The following is an 18,753-nucleotide window of genomic DNA, read 5'->3' as shown; positions in this document are numbered from 1 at the left end:
ACACCGTCACGGCATCACGGTCGTGGTCGGATATTTGATCCCGAGCTGGTCGAGATAGGTCGGGTACTTCATCGGATCGTAATAGAATTTCTCCATCTGCGGACGATATTCGCGCATCGCCTTCTCGTTCAGCCAGATCGCCGGCTTCTCCAGGATCGGGGCGTAGGTGTCGGTCTTCAACTGAACGTCGGTGTAATAGGCCTTGGCATCTGCCAAGAGCTTTGGCGTCGTCATCATGTCCAGCACCGTCATCGCCACCGCCTTGGCGCCGACCACCGCCCCCTTGTGCGCGATCGGCGTCGCCATCGCCATCGCCGAGGTGACGTGATGGCCGATCATGTTGGGGATGTTCGACGGGAAGCGGATGGTGATCGTCGGCACCGCCCACATGATGTCGCCAATATCGTCCGATCCGCCACCGATCGAGCGCTCGCGATTTTCGGGCGTGGAGAGCGGCGTCACCTTGTCCTTGAGCGGCTCGACCTTGCGATGGTTCACTTCCTGCGCCGCCTTGGTGAAGGCCTGATCGTCGGCGCTCCACTTGGGCATGCCGACCTTCGCGATGTTCAGGAACGCGGCCTCGGCCAGCGGCTTGTTCGCAAAATTGGGCGCGGCATAGCCCAGGATGTGATGCTCGACGGTGGTGTCCGTCTCCTTCGCCGCCGCCTCTGCGGTGATGTTGCCCATCTCGTACATCGTCTTCACGGCGCCAAAGGTGCGATCGCGGAAATAATACCAGACCGAGGCGGTCGCCGGCACGACGTTGGGCTGGCCGCCGCCATTGGTGATGACATAGTGCGAGCGCTGCGTGACCGGCATATGTTCGCGGTGGAAGTTCCAGGCGGTGTCCATCAGCTCGACGCCGTCGAGCGCGCTGTGCCCCTCCCACGGCATGCCGGCCGAATGCGCGGTCTTGCCGTGGAACGTATATTCGACCGAGACCATGCCGTTCTGGCCAAGGTCGCCATAAGCGGTCGAGAAGTCGCTGGAGACATGGGTGAAGATGCAGGCGTCGACGCCCTTGAACACGCCCGCCTGGACATAATAGGCCTTCGAGCCGAGCAACTCCTCGGCCACGCCCGGCCACACCATCAGGCGGCCCTGGATGTGGTTTTTCTCCATCACGTCCTTAGCAGCGATGGCGGCCGCGACGATCAGCGGCATCCCCGAATTATGGCCCTCGCCATGGCCCGGCGCGCCCGCGACCATCGGCTTGACGTTGGGGATGCCGGGATATTGCGAGACGCCGAGCAGATTGTCGATATCGCTGCCCAGCGCGATCAGCGGCCCGCCCGAGCCCCAGGTGGCGGTGAAGGCGGTCGGCATGCCAGCGACCCCGCGCGTGACAGTGAAACCGTGCTTTTCGAGAATGTCGGCGAGGTAAGCGGAGGTGCGCACCTCCTGGAATCCGGGCTCGGCGAAGCTGAAGATCTGGTCGACCATCACCTGGATCTGCTTGGCTTGGCTGTCCACGTCGGCAACGGCCTGCGCCTTCAGCGCCGCGCTTGCCGCCGCCTGCGCGGCGGGGGTCAGCAGCGTCGCGCCGATCAGCGCCGCCATCATCCTGGCCTTCGTCATCGTCATTGTCATGCCCCTTGTGATCCTCATCAGAACTTGACCCGTGCCGAGATGCGGAAGGTTCGGCCCAGCACGTCGTAAAGCTGGCGGTTGGTCTGCGAATAAGCCGGCGTGTTGTTGCCGTCCGGGCCGTTGCCAACCGGCACTGGCTTCTTGTTTGCCACGTTGTTGACGACCAGCGTCAGGTCGCCGTCGTTGCCGAACGGCTTCATCTTCACGCTAACCGATGCGTCGAAATAATAAGCGCCGGCGATATGGTTGTTGTTGATCGTGCGATATTGCGTCGTGGAGGTCGGGCAGCCCGCCGTGCACTGGATGTAATCGTTGCCGTAGACGCCGTCGCTGAACCCGCGTGCGACCAGATTGAACGTCACCGGATCAATATTGTAGAAGGCGCTGATCCGATACACCCAGCTCGGCGAATTATAGGTGCCGGCGAGGCTGCCGCCGTTCACCCCGGCATAGTCGACCGGGAAGATGCCGTTGTCGATGACGTTCTCGATATAATGGGTCAGCTCGCCGTGGATGCTGATGCTACCCGGCAGCTTGTCGGAAATGTCGGACAATTTGGTCCGATAGCTCGCCTCGATATCGAAGCCCTTCTCGTGCTGGCTGGCGAAGTTGAACGGCTGGATGATGATCTGGCTGAGCGTGCCGCCGGTATAGACGATGTTGCTGCAATAAGCAGTCGAGCCCGAATAGCAGAAGTCGACCGTGTTCTGCGACGTGATCGATCCGATCGCATGGGCGATCTTGATGTCGTAATAGTCGAACGACACGCTGAACCCGCGGAAGAAGGATGGCGTCAGCACCGCGCCCGCCGTCCAGGTATTGGCCTTCTCCGGCTTCAGGCTGGCATTGCCGATCGTACTTTCCACGAACTGGTAGGAGCCGGCGCCCAGCGGCGAATTGGCCGGCAGGATGACCGAGTTGGTCCGCGCGGTGCCCGATGCGAACAACTCCTGCAGGTTGGGCGCGCGGATATCGTGGCTGTAGGTGCCGCGCAGCTTAATATCCGGGGTAGGTGTGTAGGTCCCGCCCGCCTTCCACGTCTGCACCGTGCCGGAAGTCGAATAATCTGTATAGCGGCCGGCGGCGTTGACGTTGACGCCCCTCAATACGGGCAGATCGACCTCGACGAAGCCTTCCTTCACGTTATACCCGCCATTGTTGGGCAGGTAATTGCCGTACAGCCAGACACTCGTGGTAGTGCCGTTGGCGTTGCGGATCGGCTGATATTGCTGCGGTACATAGCCCTTGATCTGCTCCTTGCGCCATTCGCCGCCGAACGCGATCGCGGCGGGGCCGCCGGGCAGGTTGAACACTTCGCCGCTGGTGCTGATCGAGGCGACATTCTCCTTGATCGTCTCGTCGCGATACGGCTGTCCGCTGCCGTAGATATAGGCGAGCGCCGCCGCCGATGGGCCACCGTGGAGGCCGAGGCGATCGATCGGCACGCAGCCGTTGGTGGGATCGGTCAGCGTCGAGCGGCAGACGATCGAGCCACCCGGCCCGACGACGGCGTCCTGCGCCAGCGCCATGCGCTGCGTCTGCCAAGTGTTGGTCAGCTCCTCATGCGCCTTGGTGACACCAAGCTGGTAATAGGCGTTCCACTTCCACGCCTTGCCGAACAGGCTGTAATTGACGTTGGCCCCGGCGACGTAGCGAAACACTTCGCGGCTGTTGTTGCTGCCGGGCACCGGGAAGCCATCGTTGCTCGTGCCGATGGTGAAGGGACTCGTCACCTGCGCCGCGATCTGCGGATAATAGGTCCTTAGATAGGCGTTGTCGGGCTGGATAGTGACGCCGGTGCTGGGCGTCTGCTGATAGAAGCTCTGCCCCTGGTAGCGATTCCACGAAAATTGCCCGTAGACCTGGATGTCAGGCGTGATGTCGAACGAGGTGCGATCGAACACGCCGATCCGCTCTTCGTGCGGCAGCAGCGAGTTGGTGCTGACATGTCCCGCCATGGTGGTGCGATAGTCGCCGCCGATCATCCACGGGCTCGACGTCGAATTGAACGTGCCAAAGTTCAGCTTCGCGGTCTGGCCGTTGCCGAGAAAGTAGGTGCCCAACAGCGGGCCGGAGGTGATGAGCCCGCCGGCCGTATAGGTGCCGACACCGAAGCCGGAGCCGACGAGGCGCTGCGGCAACCCGTTGGTCGCGGTGTAAGCGGGGTTGTTGATCTGAAAATAATCGAGATTGTTGTAGCTGCGATCGATCGTGTCGACGCCTGTCTGGCGGAAATAATCGGCGTTGAGCAGTATATGCAGGCGATCGTCGAGCGCCGAGAAGCCGGCGCTGCCGCTGAAGCGATAGTTGCGCCCGTCGCCATAGGTCGTGATGCCTTGGTCGGCGTGCAGCTCGAACCCCTTGAAATTCTTCTTGAGGATGAAGTTGACGACGCCGCCGACCGCATCCGAACCATATTGGGCGGATGCGCCGCCGGTCACGACCTCGACCCGCTCGACCAGATCCTGCGGAAACGTATTGATGTCGACCACGCCGCCAACCGACGACGCGACCGAGCGCTGCCCATCCAGCAGCACCAGCGTGCGGCCAGCCCCCAGGCCACGCAAGCTGATCGAATTGATGCCAGCGATACCGTTCGACAGGCTGCCCGAGCTGGTCGCGGCGGTGCCGCTGCCGGCGATCGACGGCAATTGATTGACGAAGTCGGAGATGTTGGCCGGCGCCTGCGCCGCGATTTCGGCGGCGCCCAGCACCGTGACGGGTGTGGGGGCGGCATAGCCGTCCCGCACGATGCGAGTGCCAGTGACGACGATGTCGTTGCGCGGAATTTCCTGCGTGGTCTCGTCGCCGACGATGCCATCGCTACCCGGCGCGGGCTTGGCCCCGGACGTGTTGACCGGACCGCCGCCTTGCTCGGGAGCGACTCGCACCGGTCCGATCTGCGGCGTACCAGAGGAAGGCAAGATTTGCTGCGCCTGCCCCGGGCCAGCGACTAGAGCGGTCGCCACAGTGGCGAGCGTAATAGCTTTCAGCGCGCGATAGCTGCGGCCGTCGATATCATCAGGCACAAATTTATTCACGATTGCCCCCTTATCTTGTTGCCTCGGGCAATCCTCTCCGCTCGATCTTTTTAACTTATAAGCGACGCGTACGATTGCGCCCTTCGTTGCCGCAGCTTGCTGCTAGTAAAGCTCACGATGCCTCAGACCCAGCGGCGAGATTACCAGAAGGGAGTGAGGGTTTCTCGACAATTTGCTACCGATATGCGCGCAGCCGCACAGCAATTTAATGTGATTCACCGACTTCGCGTCGGATTCGTGCGCGCGCTCCGCAGACATGCGCTTTAAGTTGTGTATCCGAGAATCAGTCGTCCAACGACAGAAGCGCGGTGGGCAATTTACGATCGAGCACCTTTCGCATCACGAAGCTGCTGCGAATTTTGGCGACATGCGGAAGTGTTGACAATTCGCGTCGATAAACACGGTCATAGTCCTCAAAAGACTTCACATGTATCATCATGAAGAAGTCAGTGTCTCCTGATACAAAGCTACAAAACGACATTGACGGGCACTGCACTACCGCTTCCTCAAATTCGTTCAGTGCACGTTCGGCTTGAGAGCTAAGCTCAATCGCAACAATTACCGTAGTACCGAAGCCTAGTTTGGTTAAATCAAGATCGGCACTGTAGCCTTGCAGAAAACCACGATCTTCGAGCGCTTTGCGCCGACGAGCGACGGCGGTGCTCGACAAATGCACGCGCTCTCCTAAAGCTATATCTGACACCCGCGCATCGCGTGATAGTTCTCGCAAGATACGACTGTCTATCCGATCAATATCTTCACTAATCAAATGCTGCAAGAGACTGTCCACCCTCATCTCGATTTATGAACTATGCAGTTTATGACCACAGAATGATCGCGGCAAGGACGAATAGTCCACGTTGGCGATGAACGCCCCCACGACGCCAAGCATGGCTATGCTCAAGGTTTGCACTATGCCCGAAGCCAAGAGATGCTGATCGGGTTGTAGCAGCCCTGTGAACACGAACGACCCCTCCGATCGCCAGCCATTCGTCAATCGCGTTTTGCTGCTGGTCGACGCAATGGAGCGCAGCGGTCGAGTATCGCCGCGCTCCACCCCTGGCCAAGCGATTGGCTGAAGCGCCGTTAGTAGATTAAGGCAAGGCTGGCAGCCATTGCCTGGAAACAGTTTCTAAGCAGACCAGATGTGAACAGAGCGCGCTGCAAAAGGGCTGCAGCGCCGCGCTCCACGCGTCTCGCTACGCTAAAAGCGCTCCCCGAATGGATTGCAAAGGCTCCCACGCCGCTTCGTAGATCATCTAGCAAAGAGCGGGAAATCCGGGCGGCATTGGGTTTGCCGGATCGCGGACAAGCGCGAGACATAGGGCGCTTACCGCGTAGGTGAGCCCGTCGATGCCGATCGCCCATTTAGGGCCGGCGCTGGCAACAAATGCGCCATTCGCTCTCGCCAGTTGATCCTTTGCCGCGAGTTGGGCGACAAGACCGCCGCGAGCGGGATAGTAAAAGGCGGTGCCGACACCGATCGGCGCCGTGAGCATGACAACCGAAAGAAGCTTGGCACCGCCGCCGATCAGCGCCATCGCTTGGCCGATTGCGATATGAAGCGGAGTGCATCAACACAGTTCATGATGCGTCGCCGAGCCCAACGATCGCCAATGACGCCACCTAGGAGCAGGATGAGCACAATCGGGATCGTCTGTGCCGCGAGAACCAAGCCAAGCGTCCCAGGAGAGTAGCCGCTGCCGATAAGGGCAAACCTAGTCTAACGGGGACGAGGGCCGTCGCAATTGCGAATTTGGCGGAGCCGATGCAGAATAGATTTACGTCTCTACCCATCGGCAACGCGGCATCTTGATGCTTCCCCCAGCGACGTCGCACGATGACGCGGAAGCCGAGTGTGGACAAGCCTAAGGGACTCAACCGGATGTTAAGCTACGAACCGCAGCATGGAGCATAGCCAGATGACCGACAAGGCGTCCCGCACCATCCAAATAGCCGCCGCCCTTATAGATGACAGCGAAGGCCGCTTGTTGCTGGTTCGCAAGGCTGGAACCAACTGCTTTATGCAAGCCGGTGGCAAGATCGAGGATGGCGAAAGCCCAACAGGCGCACTCCGGCGCGAGCTGGCCGAAGAGATCGGCTTGGTGTTGGCGGACGGCGACGTCCCCTATCTCGGCTGCTACTCCGCGCCGGCCGCCAACGAACCGGATCATATCGTTGAGGCCGAAGTCTATCACGTTCGGGCGCCGCTTGATCCTGTCGTTCAATCCGAGATAGCGGAGGCCATCTGGGTTGATGTTCCGACGGCGCTGACGCTGCCGTTAGCCCCCCTTACCCGCGACCACATCCTACCGCTGTTCCAGAGGCTTTGATCCGCTTCCCGAAATAGGATGGTTGATCGGAAAGTGGCATCGTGACCCTCGGCGCTGTTATACTCCGCAGCTATATTGTTCGGAGGAGGCGCACGATGACGAAAGTCCCGCATCGGTATCGGAGTGTCGCGGTTAAGCTGATGGTATCGGCGTCGGCCGCGCACGCTCAGTTCGTCCCGCCTGCTGGCTATAGCGGGAAAGGTGCAGCCCGGCGTCGCAGCGCCGACCGACCCGACTGAGCCTCGTGTGATCCGCCTCCCGGATGCGTCGCTAGCAAGCCTATTTCGCGTTGATCCCGACTATAAGCGGGGAGCGGCGACGGGCAATATCAAGATTGTAGGGGCATTTCAGATCGAGGACACGGCGAAACGGCAGCTTACCGCTGCTTGGTCGCCGGGGTTTCTACCCATCACATTCTCATTCAGCGACGGTGCGTGCTACTCGTTGCAGGCCGACTACACAGCGGGTACGCTCTCGAACGGAAAGATGAGCAAGGCGGACTGTGACAGCCGCCATGACTTTGATGAACCGCCTCTACCAGCGCCGCCTCCGAGCCACTCCTTGAAGCTGATCGGAAGCGCATGGCAATATGCGGCTTGGGCGGATCAGCGTGATGGTGGCACCATCATCACGGCCCCCGATCGCAGTGTCTTCAAGCCGCTGTTTACCGCTCGCATGGAGGTCAGCGCCATCATGGCGATGAACGGGCCCGATACCCTGGTGGGGATGTGACCCTGGTCGGTAGGATTGGTGGACGCCTAATAGTGGTCGCTCTTGAGGTCGGATACTGATCCGCCACAAACCCGCAAACAGCAGCTCGTGTTTTCAAACCGATGGCAATCGGGCAGGCTAATCAGCTCAAGCCGCCGATCTACGAGTACAGTTTAAGCTGGGGCCAGAGATCGGCGAGCGACGGCTTTACGCCTTCGCACAGTGCGATCACCTTGCCATTCTCGAACACCATCGCATAGCGCGAGCCTGTGGTGCCGAGCAGGGTCGCCTTGCGGCAATAAGGTCGCAGTCCTGCCATATCGTCCTGGATCGACAGCACGTTGGCCGGGTGCTGACCGCGCAGGCCCCATAGGAAATACTGGTTGTGCCCGCTGACCACGGGCGGCAGCCCCTTGCCATAGAGGTCAAGGGCGGCGGCCTCGCCATAGTTCTCGACCTTGATGGCCGTAGTCGCGCGCGTTGCAGCGGGGACGCGGTTCCATGCCCTCTCGACCTGACCGACGAAGTCGTGCCAGCCGAGCTGGTCGGCCATGACCTGAGGCAGCACGGTGCCCTTGAAGCTGCGCTCCTGTTGCTGCGGCGCGAACCCCGTCCGCTTGATATAGGCCTCAAGGACCGGCGGGGAGAGGATCGGCAGCGCCAGCGGCGCGGCGAGCGCGGACAGGGCGATGGCGGCCGCGACGTCACTGGCGGCCGCGATCCCGCCGATGCGGGTGCGCACCAGCGGCGCGAAGGCAACCGCGCCGATCGCGAACAGCGTCGGATAGAGCGGCGAGAGGTAATAGTCCTTGCCGTGCCCGATCCGTACGATGGCAACCACCACGACCGCGCCGATCACCAGGAAGCGCAGGTCGCGCAGGCGCGGTACGGCGAAGGGCGCGAGCAGGCCGGCGATCCACAAAGGCGCGAAGGCCGGGTTCAGCACAAGCACCTGGTTCGCGAGGAAAGGCAGAGCGGCGGTGTCGGCGTTCTTGCCTTTCGCTGCGGCACCCAGTTCCAGAAACGGGAAGCCGTGCGCCCATTGCCAGACGAACGACGGCGCCGCGATCACGGCCGCGAGCGCTGCCCCGATCCAGAAGGAAGGTCGCAGCAGCACCCGTCGCTCCGCCGTCAGGAGCAGGCCGAGCGTCAACCCGACCATCCAGAACAGCATGGAATACTTCACTTGCAACGCCAGCCCGGCGACCAGGCCGGCGAGGATCAGCGCGCGATCGTCACCCTCGCGGTTCGCCCTGACCAGCAGCCAGGCGACGGCGGTCCAGGCGAGCGGATCGAACGCCGACGTGTTCAGCGTTGCCGTCAGCCCCATCAGCATCGGCGCGATCGCGCAGGCGAGGCCGGCAAAGGCCTGCGCTCGCCCGCCCCCGCCCAGCGACCGGGCGAAGCGCATCGCCAGCCACACCAGCGCGCCGGCCGCAATGGCGGTCGGTATGCGCAAGCCATGTGCACCCAGGCCGAGCTTGTAGAGCGATGCCGCCAGCAGCGGCACGGCCGGCGGCTGATCGACATAGCCGAAGGCTGGATGCTGGCCGCAGACGATGAAGTAGAGCTCGTCGCGGAAGAGGTCGTAGCGACCGCCGAGCGCCAGGTGCAGGGCGGCGACGATCGAGGCCGCCAACAGCGCCGCGGTATCCGCCGATCGGAGGCGGGAAACCGGACCGCCCGTCAAGCGCGATGCCCTTGCCGAGCGGCCTGTGGCATCCGCGTCGCCCGGCCGGGCGTCCCGCGCGCGCCGAACACCAGCAGCCACAGCGCCAGCGCGGCCTCGCCGATCAGGGTCGGGTCCATCAGGTGCGGCGACAGCGTCCGGGCGAACGTCGGTGCCGTCAGGTCGGCGACGCTGTCGAATATGTAGCAGCCACCAGCCAACGCCATGAGCGCGCCGATCGCCTTGGGAAGGAAGCCGCAGCGCCACGCCAGACAGCCCAGCATCAGGCAATAGATGCCGAAGAACACGAGGCTCACGTCGTAGTTGTCGCCGTGTATCCTGAGCGCGAGCAGTGCCGCCGCTTCGCGCTGCGGCTCGCCCAGCGTCGCCAGGGCGGGAGACGGCGCCAGCAAACGCAGCGGGGCGAGCAGCAGGAGGGTGTCGGCGGCCAGAACGGCAATACCGATAAAGCTGAAGGCTGCCGCCATCCGAGACGCGCCGGCGTGGACCGGGCGAAACATATCGAGGAACAGCGCCGTCACCCCGACATAGCAGGCGAGCATCGCGAGATCGGCGGCGATGCCGGCTCGGAACAGCGTCTCGTCGGCGAGGATGGCGCGCGCCGTCGCGGCGGCGTCGCCGCCGACGATCAGCGAGCCCCGCGCACCCACCTCCGCGAACAGTCCCAACACGATCGTGCCGAGATACATCGCGCCCGCCAGCCGGGCGATGCGGGGTGAAGGCACAGCCTCAGCCACGGCGAACCTCCCGCGGCCAACGGATCGCGACGACGGTGATCGCCAGCGTCAGCGCCATCTCGATCGCCGCTAGCACCTTGTAGAACGGCTCCGAACCGGGGAGGCTGACTGCCATGATCGCGGTATAGAACAGACCCAGCACGATGCAGGCCCAACGGCAGATGGACGCCGGCAGCAGCAATGACAACGCGACCATCAGGCTCGGGATGGCCATCATCAGGGATACGCTGGTGAGAACACCGGGGGTCGCATGGCCGAGCGGACCCATGCTGCCCTGGTTCATGTCCGCCAGTGTGCCGGCAACGTAGAGGCCGAAATAATCACCGTAGATGTAGCAGAACATCGTGGATGCCCAGAGCGCCGCCAGCTTCACTTTGGCCGGCGCTTGATACTCCTCCAACACCACAAGCCCCCCCTAAGTGTATTGCCGCCCTAACACAGCCGTATCGCTGCCGCAATGATACGTGGTGGCAGTGGGATTCCCATTTTGCCCTCGTTTGCGTGAAAGAAGGGGTTATCGCCTCCACCGTTCTATCTGGCGGAGGCGCTCCCGCTGATGGTCTAGCACCAGTCCAATTCGGATCGCCTCGACGGGATCGAGGTCGTGCACATGGCCCTCGATCAGGGCGATCTGCTGTTTAATATGCGCTTCAACGTCGGACAGCAGCGCGATTTTCTCCGGTTCCGGCAGCAACGACCAGATGCCGGCGCGCAGACGGAAGGGATCCACACCGCTGCTGGATGACAGCAAGGGGTCGCGGGCCCATGTCAGCAATGCCTCCCGCCCGATCGCCGTCAGCGCCAGGGTACGGGTCTTGCGACCTCCGGCGGGTTCCGACGCGGAGAGAAGCCTTTCCCGTTCGAGCCTCCGGACGGCGGGATAGACCGCGCCGGCACTCCCTCTCCATTCGAGCGAGAAGGATTCGGCAAAGGCCCGGCGCACCTGGAACGCGGTCCGGTGCCCGCGATGCTCGATCTCGGACAGGATCGCTCCTTCGAGTTCGGTGAGGCCACGCACCTCGACGCCCATTGCCATTCTCCCGAAAGCCAACAATAGTACGAATCGTACTATGGAGTGTCCAGATGCGTTATCGCCCGATCATCGCCGTTGCGTTGAGCGTTCTCGCCTCACCGGCGAGCACGATGGCATCCGGCCCTCAACAGCCCGCCCCGACCCCACCCGTAAAGCGGTTCGATAGCGACAGCCTGCTCAACGCCTACAAGCAGTCGATCAATGACGCATCCCACGGGCGCTATGTTGACGCTTCCTATGGTCTTCTTCGGAAGCTGGGGATCGAGCGCGTGGAGGAAACCGCCGACCCCGATGTCGTCGATCAATGGGCGCAGGTCATGTCCACGATGACTGGGGTTCCTACCTTCAACACCGCCAAAGGCCCCGATTTCCACGTCCCGGAAGACCAGATTTCGGAGCTTCGCTTATCCAGCGGTGTGCCTGCGATCCAGGAAATCGTCCGACGCGCTCGCCATACCCGCATCGTCATCCTCGATGAGAACCATCTTGATCCAAGGGGCAGGGCCTTCGGTCTGGAGGTTGCTCGCGCGCTTCGCCCGCTGGGCTATACCGTATTGGCCGCCGAAGCCTTGAAGCGTGCGGCCGACGACGATGATGCGCGACAGAAAATGGCGCAGCTCACTGCCGATGGCTATTCTCGCCAGTCCAGCGGCTATTACCTTGACGATCCTGTGTTCGCTGATTTCATCAGGCAGTCCCTCGCTCTGGGATATCGGCCCGTCACCTACGAGAAAATAAGGACCGATTATTCGACCGACGCCAAGGTTGCACAGGAGCAGCGCGAGCAGGATCAGGCCGACAACATCGTCACTCGCGCGGTTCGAGCATATCCCGACGCCAAAATCCTGATCTACGCCGGAGAGCATCACGCAGCGGAGCGTCCGATCGCTGCCGAGGGCGGAACGCTGCCGATGATGGCGGGCCTTCTCAAGCGCGCGACCGGGATCGATCCGCTGACGATCGATCAGGCTGGACTTTCCCCGGTCCCTATGAACCGGCCCGATATAGACCTTCACAAGATCGCCGCACCGAAGGCCGCTCGCCAATCTGTCGTGCTGATGAGGCATGGCAGGCCGGTGACGGTCGGGCTACTCGCCGGATCGGTTGACCTGCAAGTCGTTCATCCCCCCGTTCGCATGACCAAAGGGCGACCCGTTTGGCTGGCCGGTATGGCTCGGCACCGTGCATCCATCCCGGCCACGCTTCTGCCATCCTCCGGCACGCGGCTTGTGCAGGCGTTTATCTCATCGGGGGGTGAGGATGCGATCCCGGTCGATCAGGTGTTGGTGACGCAAGGGAAGCCTGTGCCCACGCTTCTGCTGCCAAAGGCACGGGTGCGCTATGCTGTTCAAAACCTCCCAGAAATCGTGGAATGACGATGTTGGGAAAGAGGAGGTTTACCATTTCTCGATCGTTTGTTGGCTACCCCGTGTAGCCGTCAGCGATCGGCTCGCATTGATCGACATGATGTGGTTGAGCCGTCGCGGTCAGGTCGCTTGTCCAGCACTCATCAAGAACGGAGCAATAGCAGGCTTCCGTTTTCAGGCGATGACGAACGCCGTCCAGCTTCGCCCAAGTCGCGGCGTTTCCCGGTAGCTCTCGCCATGCCAGCACATCCACCCCCTCACCGGCGGGCAGCACGCCGATCGGCTCGTTTTGCGTAATGAGCCCCTGGCGGACTTGCTCCTCCGCCGTCCCAGCCGGCACGCCGCAGCATCGGTTCATCAGATCGGCGCCGCTCCGGATCGGGCTGCCGTCCAACGTCATTCTCACCCATTGCACCCGAGCCGGGCCGACGCCGCTGTTTTGCACACGGAAGTCGATGACCCTGCTTCCGGCCTGAAGGCCGTTCTTGGTGGTCCGGAACGTCAGGAAGGGCCAGGAGCTGGCGGCGACCAGCTTCTCTTCGGTTCGCCCATGGCCGATCGCGACAAAGAGCGAGATCACGGAGATAGTGATGGCGGAAAGCGCGATGGCGAGGTCCACCCAGCTATGCCCGGTCTTGTGCGCGTGGGCGTGTACGTCGTCCACGCTCGCTTGAACCGGTACTTCGGACATGCAGCCCCCTAGCCGTCGTGATCCCCTGGCGATATCAGGCCAGCAACATGACCAGTGATCCTTGTACGGGCAAGCGGAGCTTCCCGATCAAGCATCCTTTTGGGAAGGCTACGACTATCGCGATCGTCATTCCTTTGCGGAAGCCTCAGGCCGACGGTCCTGATAGGCTGGCAAGATGGACGGTCAGCCCCTCTCAGGCGGTCGCAGCACAAGCGGCGTGGTTCGGATCGGCAATACGGTGCGGCGTCCGATCATGCATGACCCCGCGTTCGGCCACGCTTGCCTGCTCCACCTTGAAAGTATCGGCTTCCGCAATGCTCCCCGGTTCCAAGGTATAGATGATGCCGGGCGCGAGGTTCGATCGTTCATTCCCGGGATCGTGCCCTATAATTTGGGGGCATACTCAGATGATCAACTGGCAGCAGCCGCCAAGCTGCTTCGCCGCTTTCACGATGCCACAGCCGCCATGCCGGCGATCCGGGCGGGTGGGTTCGAGGTAGCCTGCATAATGATTGGGCTCCGACGAACACCGTCTTCGTGGACGACATGCCTGCGGCGATGATCGACTTCGATACGGTACTGCCGGGGGAGAGGCTGTGGGATTTGGGGTACTCCGCTTTTACTTGGCTCGATCTGGGCAATGACGATCATGCATCTGCCGAGCAGGTGCGTCGCCTAGGTGTGTTTGCAGCGGCCTATGGACAGGCCGAATGTACCGTGTCGCGTATCGCCGCATACACCCTGACGCGGCAGGCCGGATTTGCCGCGTCCACCCGTGCGAGGGGGAAGATCGAAATCGCGGAATGGGCGGCGTCCTGTGCCGATTGGACCGCTTTGAACATCGTGGAGCGGCTGATGCCTACCGGCTACTCACGATCGTCGACCTAGTGGCTTCCCGATCAACGATCCTTGCGGCGAAGCGGTCGTGGGGCTTGGCCGTGCTGCCTGGGTCGCCCATGATCGACCGCATGGCGAGTGAGGCACCCAGCTACAACACCCGATCCTCGCTCCGCGACGATCTAACCCGAATGGGTTTGAGCGCGGGCGATACCGTCATGGTCCATGCCGCGATGAGGAAGGTTGGACCGATACTCAACGGCCCCGATGTCCTTTCCGCGGCTTTGCTCGATGTGATCGGTCCCGACGGTACGCTGCTAGTCTATACGAGCTGGGACAGCGTGCATGACGACCTGCTGGACGATGACGGCCGCGTCCTTGCTCAATGGCGGGATCATGTGCCGGGTTTTGATCCGCAAACGTCGCGGGCGGTGCGGATGAACGGCGTCATCGCCGAGTTCGTTCGCACGATGCCCGGTGCCAGGCGCAGCGGCAATCCCGGTGCTTCCGTCGCGGCGATCGGCAGGCTGGCGGATTGGATCACCGCCGATCACCCCCAGGATTACGGCTATGGCGAAGGCTCGCCGCTCGCCAAACTGATCGAGGCGAACGGTCGCATCCTGATGGTCGGCGCACCTTGGGACACCATGACGCTGATCCACCACGCCGATCATCTGGCGATCCTGCCCGCCAAGCGTGTGCTTCGGTACGAGGTGCCTTTCGCCACCGGGGCGGAAACGACCTGGCGCTTCACGGAGGAGTTCGACACCACCGAGCCCGTGGTGGAGAGCCTGCCTGCAAACTATATTGAGCAGATCGTCACCGCCTATGTCGCAGGCGGCAGCGGTCGCAAAGGCACGATCGGCCTTGCCCCTTCCTTGCTGGTGGAGGCTCAATCAATGCTCGCGTTCGCAATCGAGTGGCTAGAAGCTCGTAGCGCCGTTCCCGCAACCGGGTTTGGACGGGTTTAGAGAAGCCTTTTTAGATTCCCGATCAACGATCGACTATCGGGAAGTGAAATCTGCTTTCAAAAGCCAGGCGCGATGGGTCACTTGAGAAGCTTCCGGGATAGACATGGCTAGCTGACGTAGCTGTCAGGCCCGAGCCGTCCTATCGATCGTAGCAACGCCGCCTGCCCGATCAGCACGTCGCTGCGGCTACGCGCAAGCGCGAGCTGTGCGGCACGCAGGCTCTCGTCAGCAATCAAGATGTCCAACGTCGTTCTGAGGGAGAACGCATATTCGGCGCGAACCCCTTTCAGCGCCAACTCCGCCGCTTCAACCCGGCGAGCATTGGCCTGCACCCGGGATTGCGCTGCCGCCAAGTTAGCCCATGCCGTTTCCGCCAACCGCGTCGCATCGCGCTCCGCAGCATCGATCCCGAAGCGATCGGCGCGATAGATCGCCTCCGCCTGACGGACGCGGGAGGAGACAAGGCCGCCGGTGAGCAACGGCACGCGAAGCGTGACGCCGGCGACGGCGGCGTTGGCATAGCCCGACCGTCCTTGTCCGGCTGCGACGCCGTAGGTGCCTCCCAGCCCGACATAGGGGTTACGCTCGGCGCGCTGCTGGTCGATGCGTGCAGCATCGGCACCGGCCGCCAACCGCTGCTGACGAACGATCGGATTGCCCTCGATCGCCAGGCCTCGCGCCACGTCGATCGTGGACGGCATGCTGAGCGGCGTTGCCGGCATGGCGTCGAGCGTGCCGGCGACATGGCCGACCGTCGCCCGATACGTCGCGGCGACAGATTCAGCCGTCCCTTGCGCGTCCGCGAGCGTTGAAACCGCGGCCTCTCGCTGCGCTTCGATCTGGGCGACGTCGGTGCGGGTCGCCTGACCGAGCTTGAAGCGGGAGCGTGCCTCTGTGACCTGGTTGTCCAGCAGCGCGATATCGGCGCGAGCGACGGCGACGGCCTGCTGGGCGTAGAGGAGGTCGGCATAGGCGCCCACCACCGTTTCCAGCACCGCCGCCTCGGTATCGCGGACACCTTCCGCGCCCGCACCGACATCGCCGGACGCCGCGCGTACCGCCGCCGACACCCGACCACCGGTCCAGATCGGAAAGCTGCCGGTCACGCTGCCGCTGCCGCCCTTGCCATAGTCGAAGCGGCTGTAGCCGCCCGCACCGGCTGCCTCGGCGGTCAGGCGTCCCGCAGCGCGCGCCTGTTCCGGCGTCTCTGCGAGAGCATCCTGCCTTGCCCGAGCAGCCGCGAGTCGGGGGTTGGCGGCATAGGCTGCGGCGACGGCATCGCGCAGCGTCTCCCCCGACGCCGTGCCCGAGAGGCACAGCGCCACGACGGTGGCGATCCGACGTCTAGTCATGGCGCAGCGCCCAGGCGGGGGCGGCGCGGCTCGCGCGAAGCGACTGGCCGAGGACGGTCAGCACCGCGATGATGATGGCAAGCAGGCTCGCGCCGATGAAGAACAGTGGCGAGAGCGCGATGCGGTCGTCGAACCCCGCCAGCCATGCTTGCATCGCGACGTAGGCAAGAGGCCATGCGACGAGGTTGGCGATCAGCACCGGGCGCAGGAACTGTCCGACGAGCAGCGTCACGATGTCGGCGGCGGACGCGCCGAGCGTCTTGCGGATGCCGATCTCGCGCACCCGACGCGATGTGTTGAAGGCGGCGAGGCCCCACAGGCCGACGCAGCCGATCAAGACGGCGAGACCCGCGCCGATGGCGAACAGGTTGGAGGCGCGATCATCCGCCTGATAATAGCCGTCCAGGTTCTGCCGAGCCGTCTTCGCATCGAAAGGCACCTGCGGCGCGACCTGGCGCCAGATCGCCTCGATCAGCGGCATGACGAGGTGCGGGTCGCCGGCGATCAGGATGCCGGCCTTTGGATTGAGGGGGGTTTCGGGGTAGAAATAGTAGAGGGTCGGATTGATCGCATCGCGCGGCGAAAAGAACCGCGCATTCTCGACCACGCCGACGATGGTGCGAGGCCCCTCCTGCCGGTTGATGACCTTCCCGATCGCGGCCTGGGGCGAGGCGAAGCCGAGGGTGGCGGCGGCCTGCCGGTTGATGATGACGTTCACCGGCTCCTTCCACTTGCGATGCTCCTCCACATCGAGCCGGTGCCGGTTGTCGAAGTCGCGGCCGGCGATCACGGGAATGCCGTACAGCGCGAAGAAGCCCGGTCCGACGGTGATCCATTGCAGCGACGGGCCGCTGCCGGCGACGCCCGGCACCGTGAAGTTCGCGCTGTTGCCGTTGTTCGACCCGGGCACGGAGTCCGAGACGGTCACCGCCCGCACGTCGGCAAGAGCGCGCAGCCGGGCCGTGAACACGCTGCGCTGACTGTCGGTGACAGCCTGATCCGAGGTCGACGACACGATCACAATGCCATCGCGGTGGAAACCGGGATCGGCATCATGGACATGGCGCGTCTGCACGAACAGCACCGCGGTGCCGATCAGGAACGCGATCGCCAGGCCGAACTGGAAGACGACCAGCGCCTCGCGGATCAACGTGCCCGATCCGCCACCGCCCGGCGCGCGGGACGAGGCGAGCACCGCCGCCGCCGGGAAACGGGACAGCAGCACCGCCGGGTAGAAGCCCGCCAGCACCCCCACAACGAGCGCCAGCGCCACCAAGGCGGGGGCGACGATCGCGTAAGGCATGGTGAGCGACAGTCCACCGGCGGCGTTGACGAACGGCAGGCCGAGTTCGGCGAAGATCAGACCCAGCAGCGCCGCGAGTGCCACCGTCAGGATCGCCTCGCCCAGGAATTGGCGGACGAGCGTGCCGCGACTTGCGCCCAGGACCTTGCGCATCGCGACTTCGCGTGCGCGCAGCCCCGCGCGCGCGGTGGCGAGATTGACGTAGTTGACCAGCGCGATCAGCAGCGTCAGCAGTCCGACCAGGCCCAGGGTCGCGGTCATCAGCCTGCGTCCCGGCGTCTGAAAATGCAGGTCTGCCAGCGGATTCACCCGCAGGCTGTAGATCGGGAGCAGATCCCCGAGATCCTTTGCCGCGCGCCGACGCACCAGCGCAGGCAGCTTCGTGGCATAGGCCCGCGCCTGGCCTGCCGAGCCGAACCGCAGGATCGTCAATCCGCGCTCACTGCCCCAATGGGTCCAATAATCGTCATCGATCACCCGGGGGATCTGCTTGATCGCCGTGATCTTGAGCTCCGCGTCAGTCGCGCCGGGAAGATCCTCGAATATTCCGGATACGCGATAGTCGGACGTCTTGCCGCGCGTGTTGAGCGTGAGCGTCTTTCCCATCGCATTGCCGCTCGGGAAATATTTCTCGGCCAAGGTCCGGCTTAGGACGACGCTGGATGGATCTCCGAGTGCCGTCACCCGGTCTCCCGCGATCAGCGGCAGACGCACGACGTCGAGAAAATTCGGTTCGGCCTCCGCGATATCCTCCTGCCGACCGATCCCGTTGCGGATGATCGTGCCGCCGAATGAAAACAGGCGGGTGCCGTCGGTGTCCGGCAGGTCGGCCCGCAAGATGTCGAGCAGGCCGCCCATCGTCCCGGAACTGAGCCCATTGGCGGGCGCTCCCGGCTGGTTCCAGTTTTCCTCGACGAGGTAGAGATGGTCGTAGCCTGGTAGCCAGGTCTCGAAGCTCGTCTCGAACCGGACGTAGAGCCCGAGGACGAGGAAGACGGCAATGCCCACCGCCAGCCCACCGACGTTGAGCCCGGCGTAGAGCTTGTGGCGGGTGAGCGAGCGGTAGAGCGACAGCAGGGCGAAGCGGTTCATCGGTT

The 18,753-nt window shown here is 63.2% G+C and carries 16 protein-coding genes; 5 read left to right on the top strand and 11 right to left on the bottom strand.

Annotated elements, in window-relative coordinates; translation table 11 throughout:
* Positions 1 to 6: 6 nt before the first annotated feature.
* The 4 genes from K8P63_RS04840 to K8P63_RS04825 all read right to left on the bottom strand — a co-directional run bounded on the left by K8P63_RS04840 (position 7) and on the right by K8P63_RS04825 (position 6,172).
* Positions 7 to 1,584 (bottom strand): amidohydrolase, encoded by a 1,578-nt coding sequence (locus K8P63_RS04840; protein WP_398288449.1) that lies wholly within the window; start codon positions 1,582 to 1,584, stop codon positions 7 to 9.
* 23 nt (positions 1,585 to 1,607) lie between these two features.
* Positions 1,608 to 4,481 (bottom strand): TonB-dependent receptor plug domain-containing protein, encoded by a 2,874-nt coding sequence (locus K8P63_RS04835; RefSeq protein WP_223798720.1) that lies wholly within the window; start codon positions 4,479 to 4,481, stop codon positions 1,608 to 1,610.
* 433 nt (positions 4,482 to 4,914) lie between these two features.
* Entirely contained in the window at positions 4,915 to 5,421 is a 507-nt protein-coding gene (locus K8P63_RS04830; protein WP_223798719.1) for an Lrp/AsnC family transcriptional regulator, read from the bottom strand.
* Positions 5,422 to 5,890: 469 nt separating this feature from the next.
* A complete protein-coding gene (locus K8P63_RS04825) occupies positions 5,891 to 6,172 on the bottom strand; it encodes an MFS transporter (protein WP_223798718.1) in 282 nt (93 codons plus the stop codon).
* Positions 6,173 to 6,553: 381 nt separating this feature from the next.
* Here K8P63_RS04825 and K8P63_RS04815 point away from each other — a divergent pair, with 381 nt between their 5' ends.
* Both K8P63_RS04815 and K8P63_RS04810 read left to right on the top strand, forming a co-directional pair.
* A complete protein-coding gene (locus K8P63_RS04815) occupies positions 6,554 to 6,964 on the top strand; it encodes an NUDIX hydrolase (protein ID WP_223798717.1) in 411 nt (136 codons plus the stop codon).
* Positions 6,965 to 7,210: 246 nt separating this feature from the next.
* Complete coding sequence (locus K8P63_RS04810; protein WP_223798716.1) at positions 7,211 to 7,696, top strand: hypothetical protein; 486 nt, start codon at positions 7,211 to 7,213, stop codon at positions 7,694 to 7,696.
* Positions 7,697 to 7,835: 139 nt separating this feature from the next.
* Here K8P63_RS04810 and K8P63_RS04805 read toward each other — a convergent pair whose 3' ends face one another.
* The 4 genes from K8P63_RS04805 to K8P63_RS04790 all read right to left on the bottom strand — a co-directional run bounded on the left by K8P63_RS04805 (position 7,836) and on the right by K8P63_RS04790 (position 11,132).
* Positions 7,836 to 9,365 (bottom strand): ArnT family glycosyltransferase, encoded by a 1,530-nt coding sequence (locus K8P63_RS04805; protein WP_223798715.1) that lies wholly within the window; start codon positions 9,363 to 9,365, stop codon positions 7,836 to 7,838.
* Positions 9,362 to 10,102, bottom strand: coding sequence for a DUF4386 domain-containing protein (locus K8P63_RS04800; RefSeq protein WP_223798714.1), 741 nt, complete (start codon positions 10,100 to 10,102; stop codon positions 9,362 to 9,364). Before K8P63_RS04800 ends, K8P63_RS04805 begins: the two co-directional genes overlap by 4 nt.
* Positions 10,095 to 10,505 carry a DUF6326 family protein gene (locus K8P63_RS04795; protein WP_223798713.1) on the bottom strand — a complete coding sequence of 137 codons (411 nt, stop codon included), beginning with the start codon at positions 10,503 to 10,505 and terminating at the stop codon, positions 10,095 to 10,097. The genes K8P63_RS04800 and K8P63_RS04795 overlap by 8 nt, the downstream gene beginning before the upstream one ends.
* 111 nt (positions 10,506 to 10,616) lie before the next feature.
* Positions 10,617 to 11,132: a PadR family transcriptional regulator gene (locus tag K8P63_RS04790; protein ID WP_223798712.1), complete on the bottom strand. Its 516-nt coding sequence runs from the start codon at positions 11,130 to 11,132 to the stop codon at positions 10,617 to 10,619.
* Between the two features lie 53 nt (positions 11,133 to 11,185).
* On the opposite strand from K8P63_RS04790, the gene K8P63_RS04785 reads away from it, so the two are divergent.
* Positions 11,186 to 12,511, top strand: a complete 1,326-nt coding sequence (locus tag K8P63_RS04785) for a hypothetical protein (protein ID WP_223798711.1) — start codon at positions 11,186 to 11,188, stop codon at positions 12,509 to 12,511.
* A 46-nt stretch (positions 12,512 to 12,557) separates the two neighbouring features.
* Here the strand turns inward: K8P63_RS04785 and K8P63_RS04780 are convergent, their stop codons facing one another.
* The gene (locus K8P63_RS04780) at positions 12,558 to 13,193 is read right to left on the bottom strand and encodes a hypothetical protein (protein ID WP_223798710.1); all 636 of its coding nucleotides are present in this window, start codon (positions 13,191 to 13,193) and stop codon (positions 12,558 to 12,560) included.
* Positions 13,194 to 13,730: 537 nt separating this feature from the next.
* Between K8P63_RS04780 and K8P63_RS04775 the strand changes: the two genes are divergently transcribed.
* Together K8P63_RS04775 and aac(3) are read left to right on the top strand one after the other, a co-directional pair.
* Entirely contained in the window at positions 13,731 to 14,081 is a 351-nt protein-coding gene (locus K8P63_RS04775; RefSeq protein WP_223798709.1) for a phosphotransferase family protein, read from the top strand.
* Between the two features lie 68 nt (positions 14,082 to 14,149).
* Positions 14,150 to 15,001, top strand: coding sequence for an aminoglycoside 3-N-acetyltransferase (aac(3), locus tag K8P63_RS04770; protein ID WP_223798708.1), 852 nt, complete (start codon positions 14,150 to 14,152; stop codon positions 14,999 to 15,001).
* Between the two features lie 107 nt (positions 15,002 to 15,108).
* On the opposite strand, the gene K8P63_RS04765 is transcribed toward aac(3), so the two are convergent.
* Together K8P63_RS04765 and K8P63_RS04760 are read right to left on the bottom strand one after the other, a co-directional pair.
* Entirely contained in the window at positions 15,109 to 16,326 is a 1,218-nt protein-coding gene (locus tag K8P63_RS04765; protein WP_223798707.1) for a TolC family protein, read from the bottom strand.
* 19 nt (positions 16,327 to 16,345) lie between these two features.
* Positions 16,346 to 18,748 carry an ABC transporter permease gene (locus K8P63_RS04760; RefSeq protein ID WP_223798706.1) on the bottom strand — a complete coding sequence of 801 codons (2,403 nt, stop codon included), beginning with the start codon at positions 18,746 to 18,748 and terminating at the stop codon, positions 16,346 to 16,348.
* Between the last annotated feature and the right edge of the window lie 5 nt (positions 18,749 to 18,753).

Source organism: Sphingomonas nostoxanthinifaciens (genome assembly GCF_019930585.1).
GTDB lineage: Bacteria > Pseudomonadota > Alphaproteobacteria > Sphingomonadales > Sphingomonadaceae > Sphingomonas_I > Sphingomonas_I nostoxanthinifaciens.
This window is presented reverse-complemented; position numbering and strand designations above follow the sequence as displayed.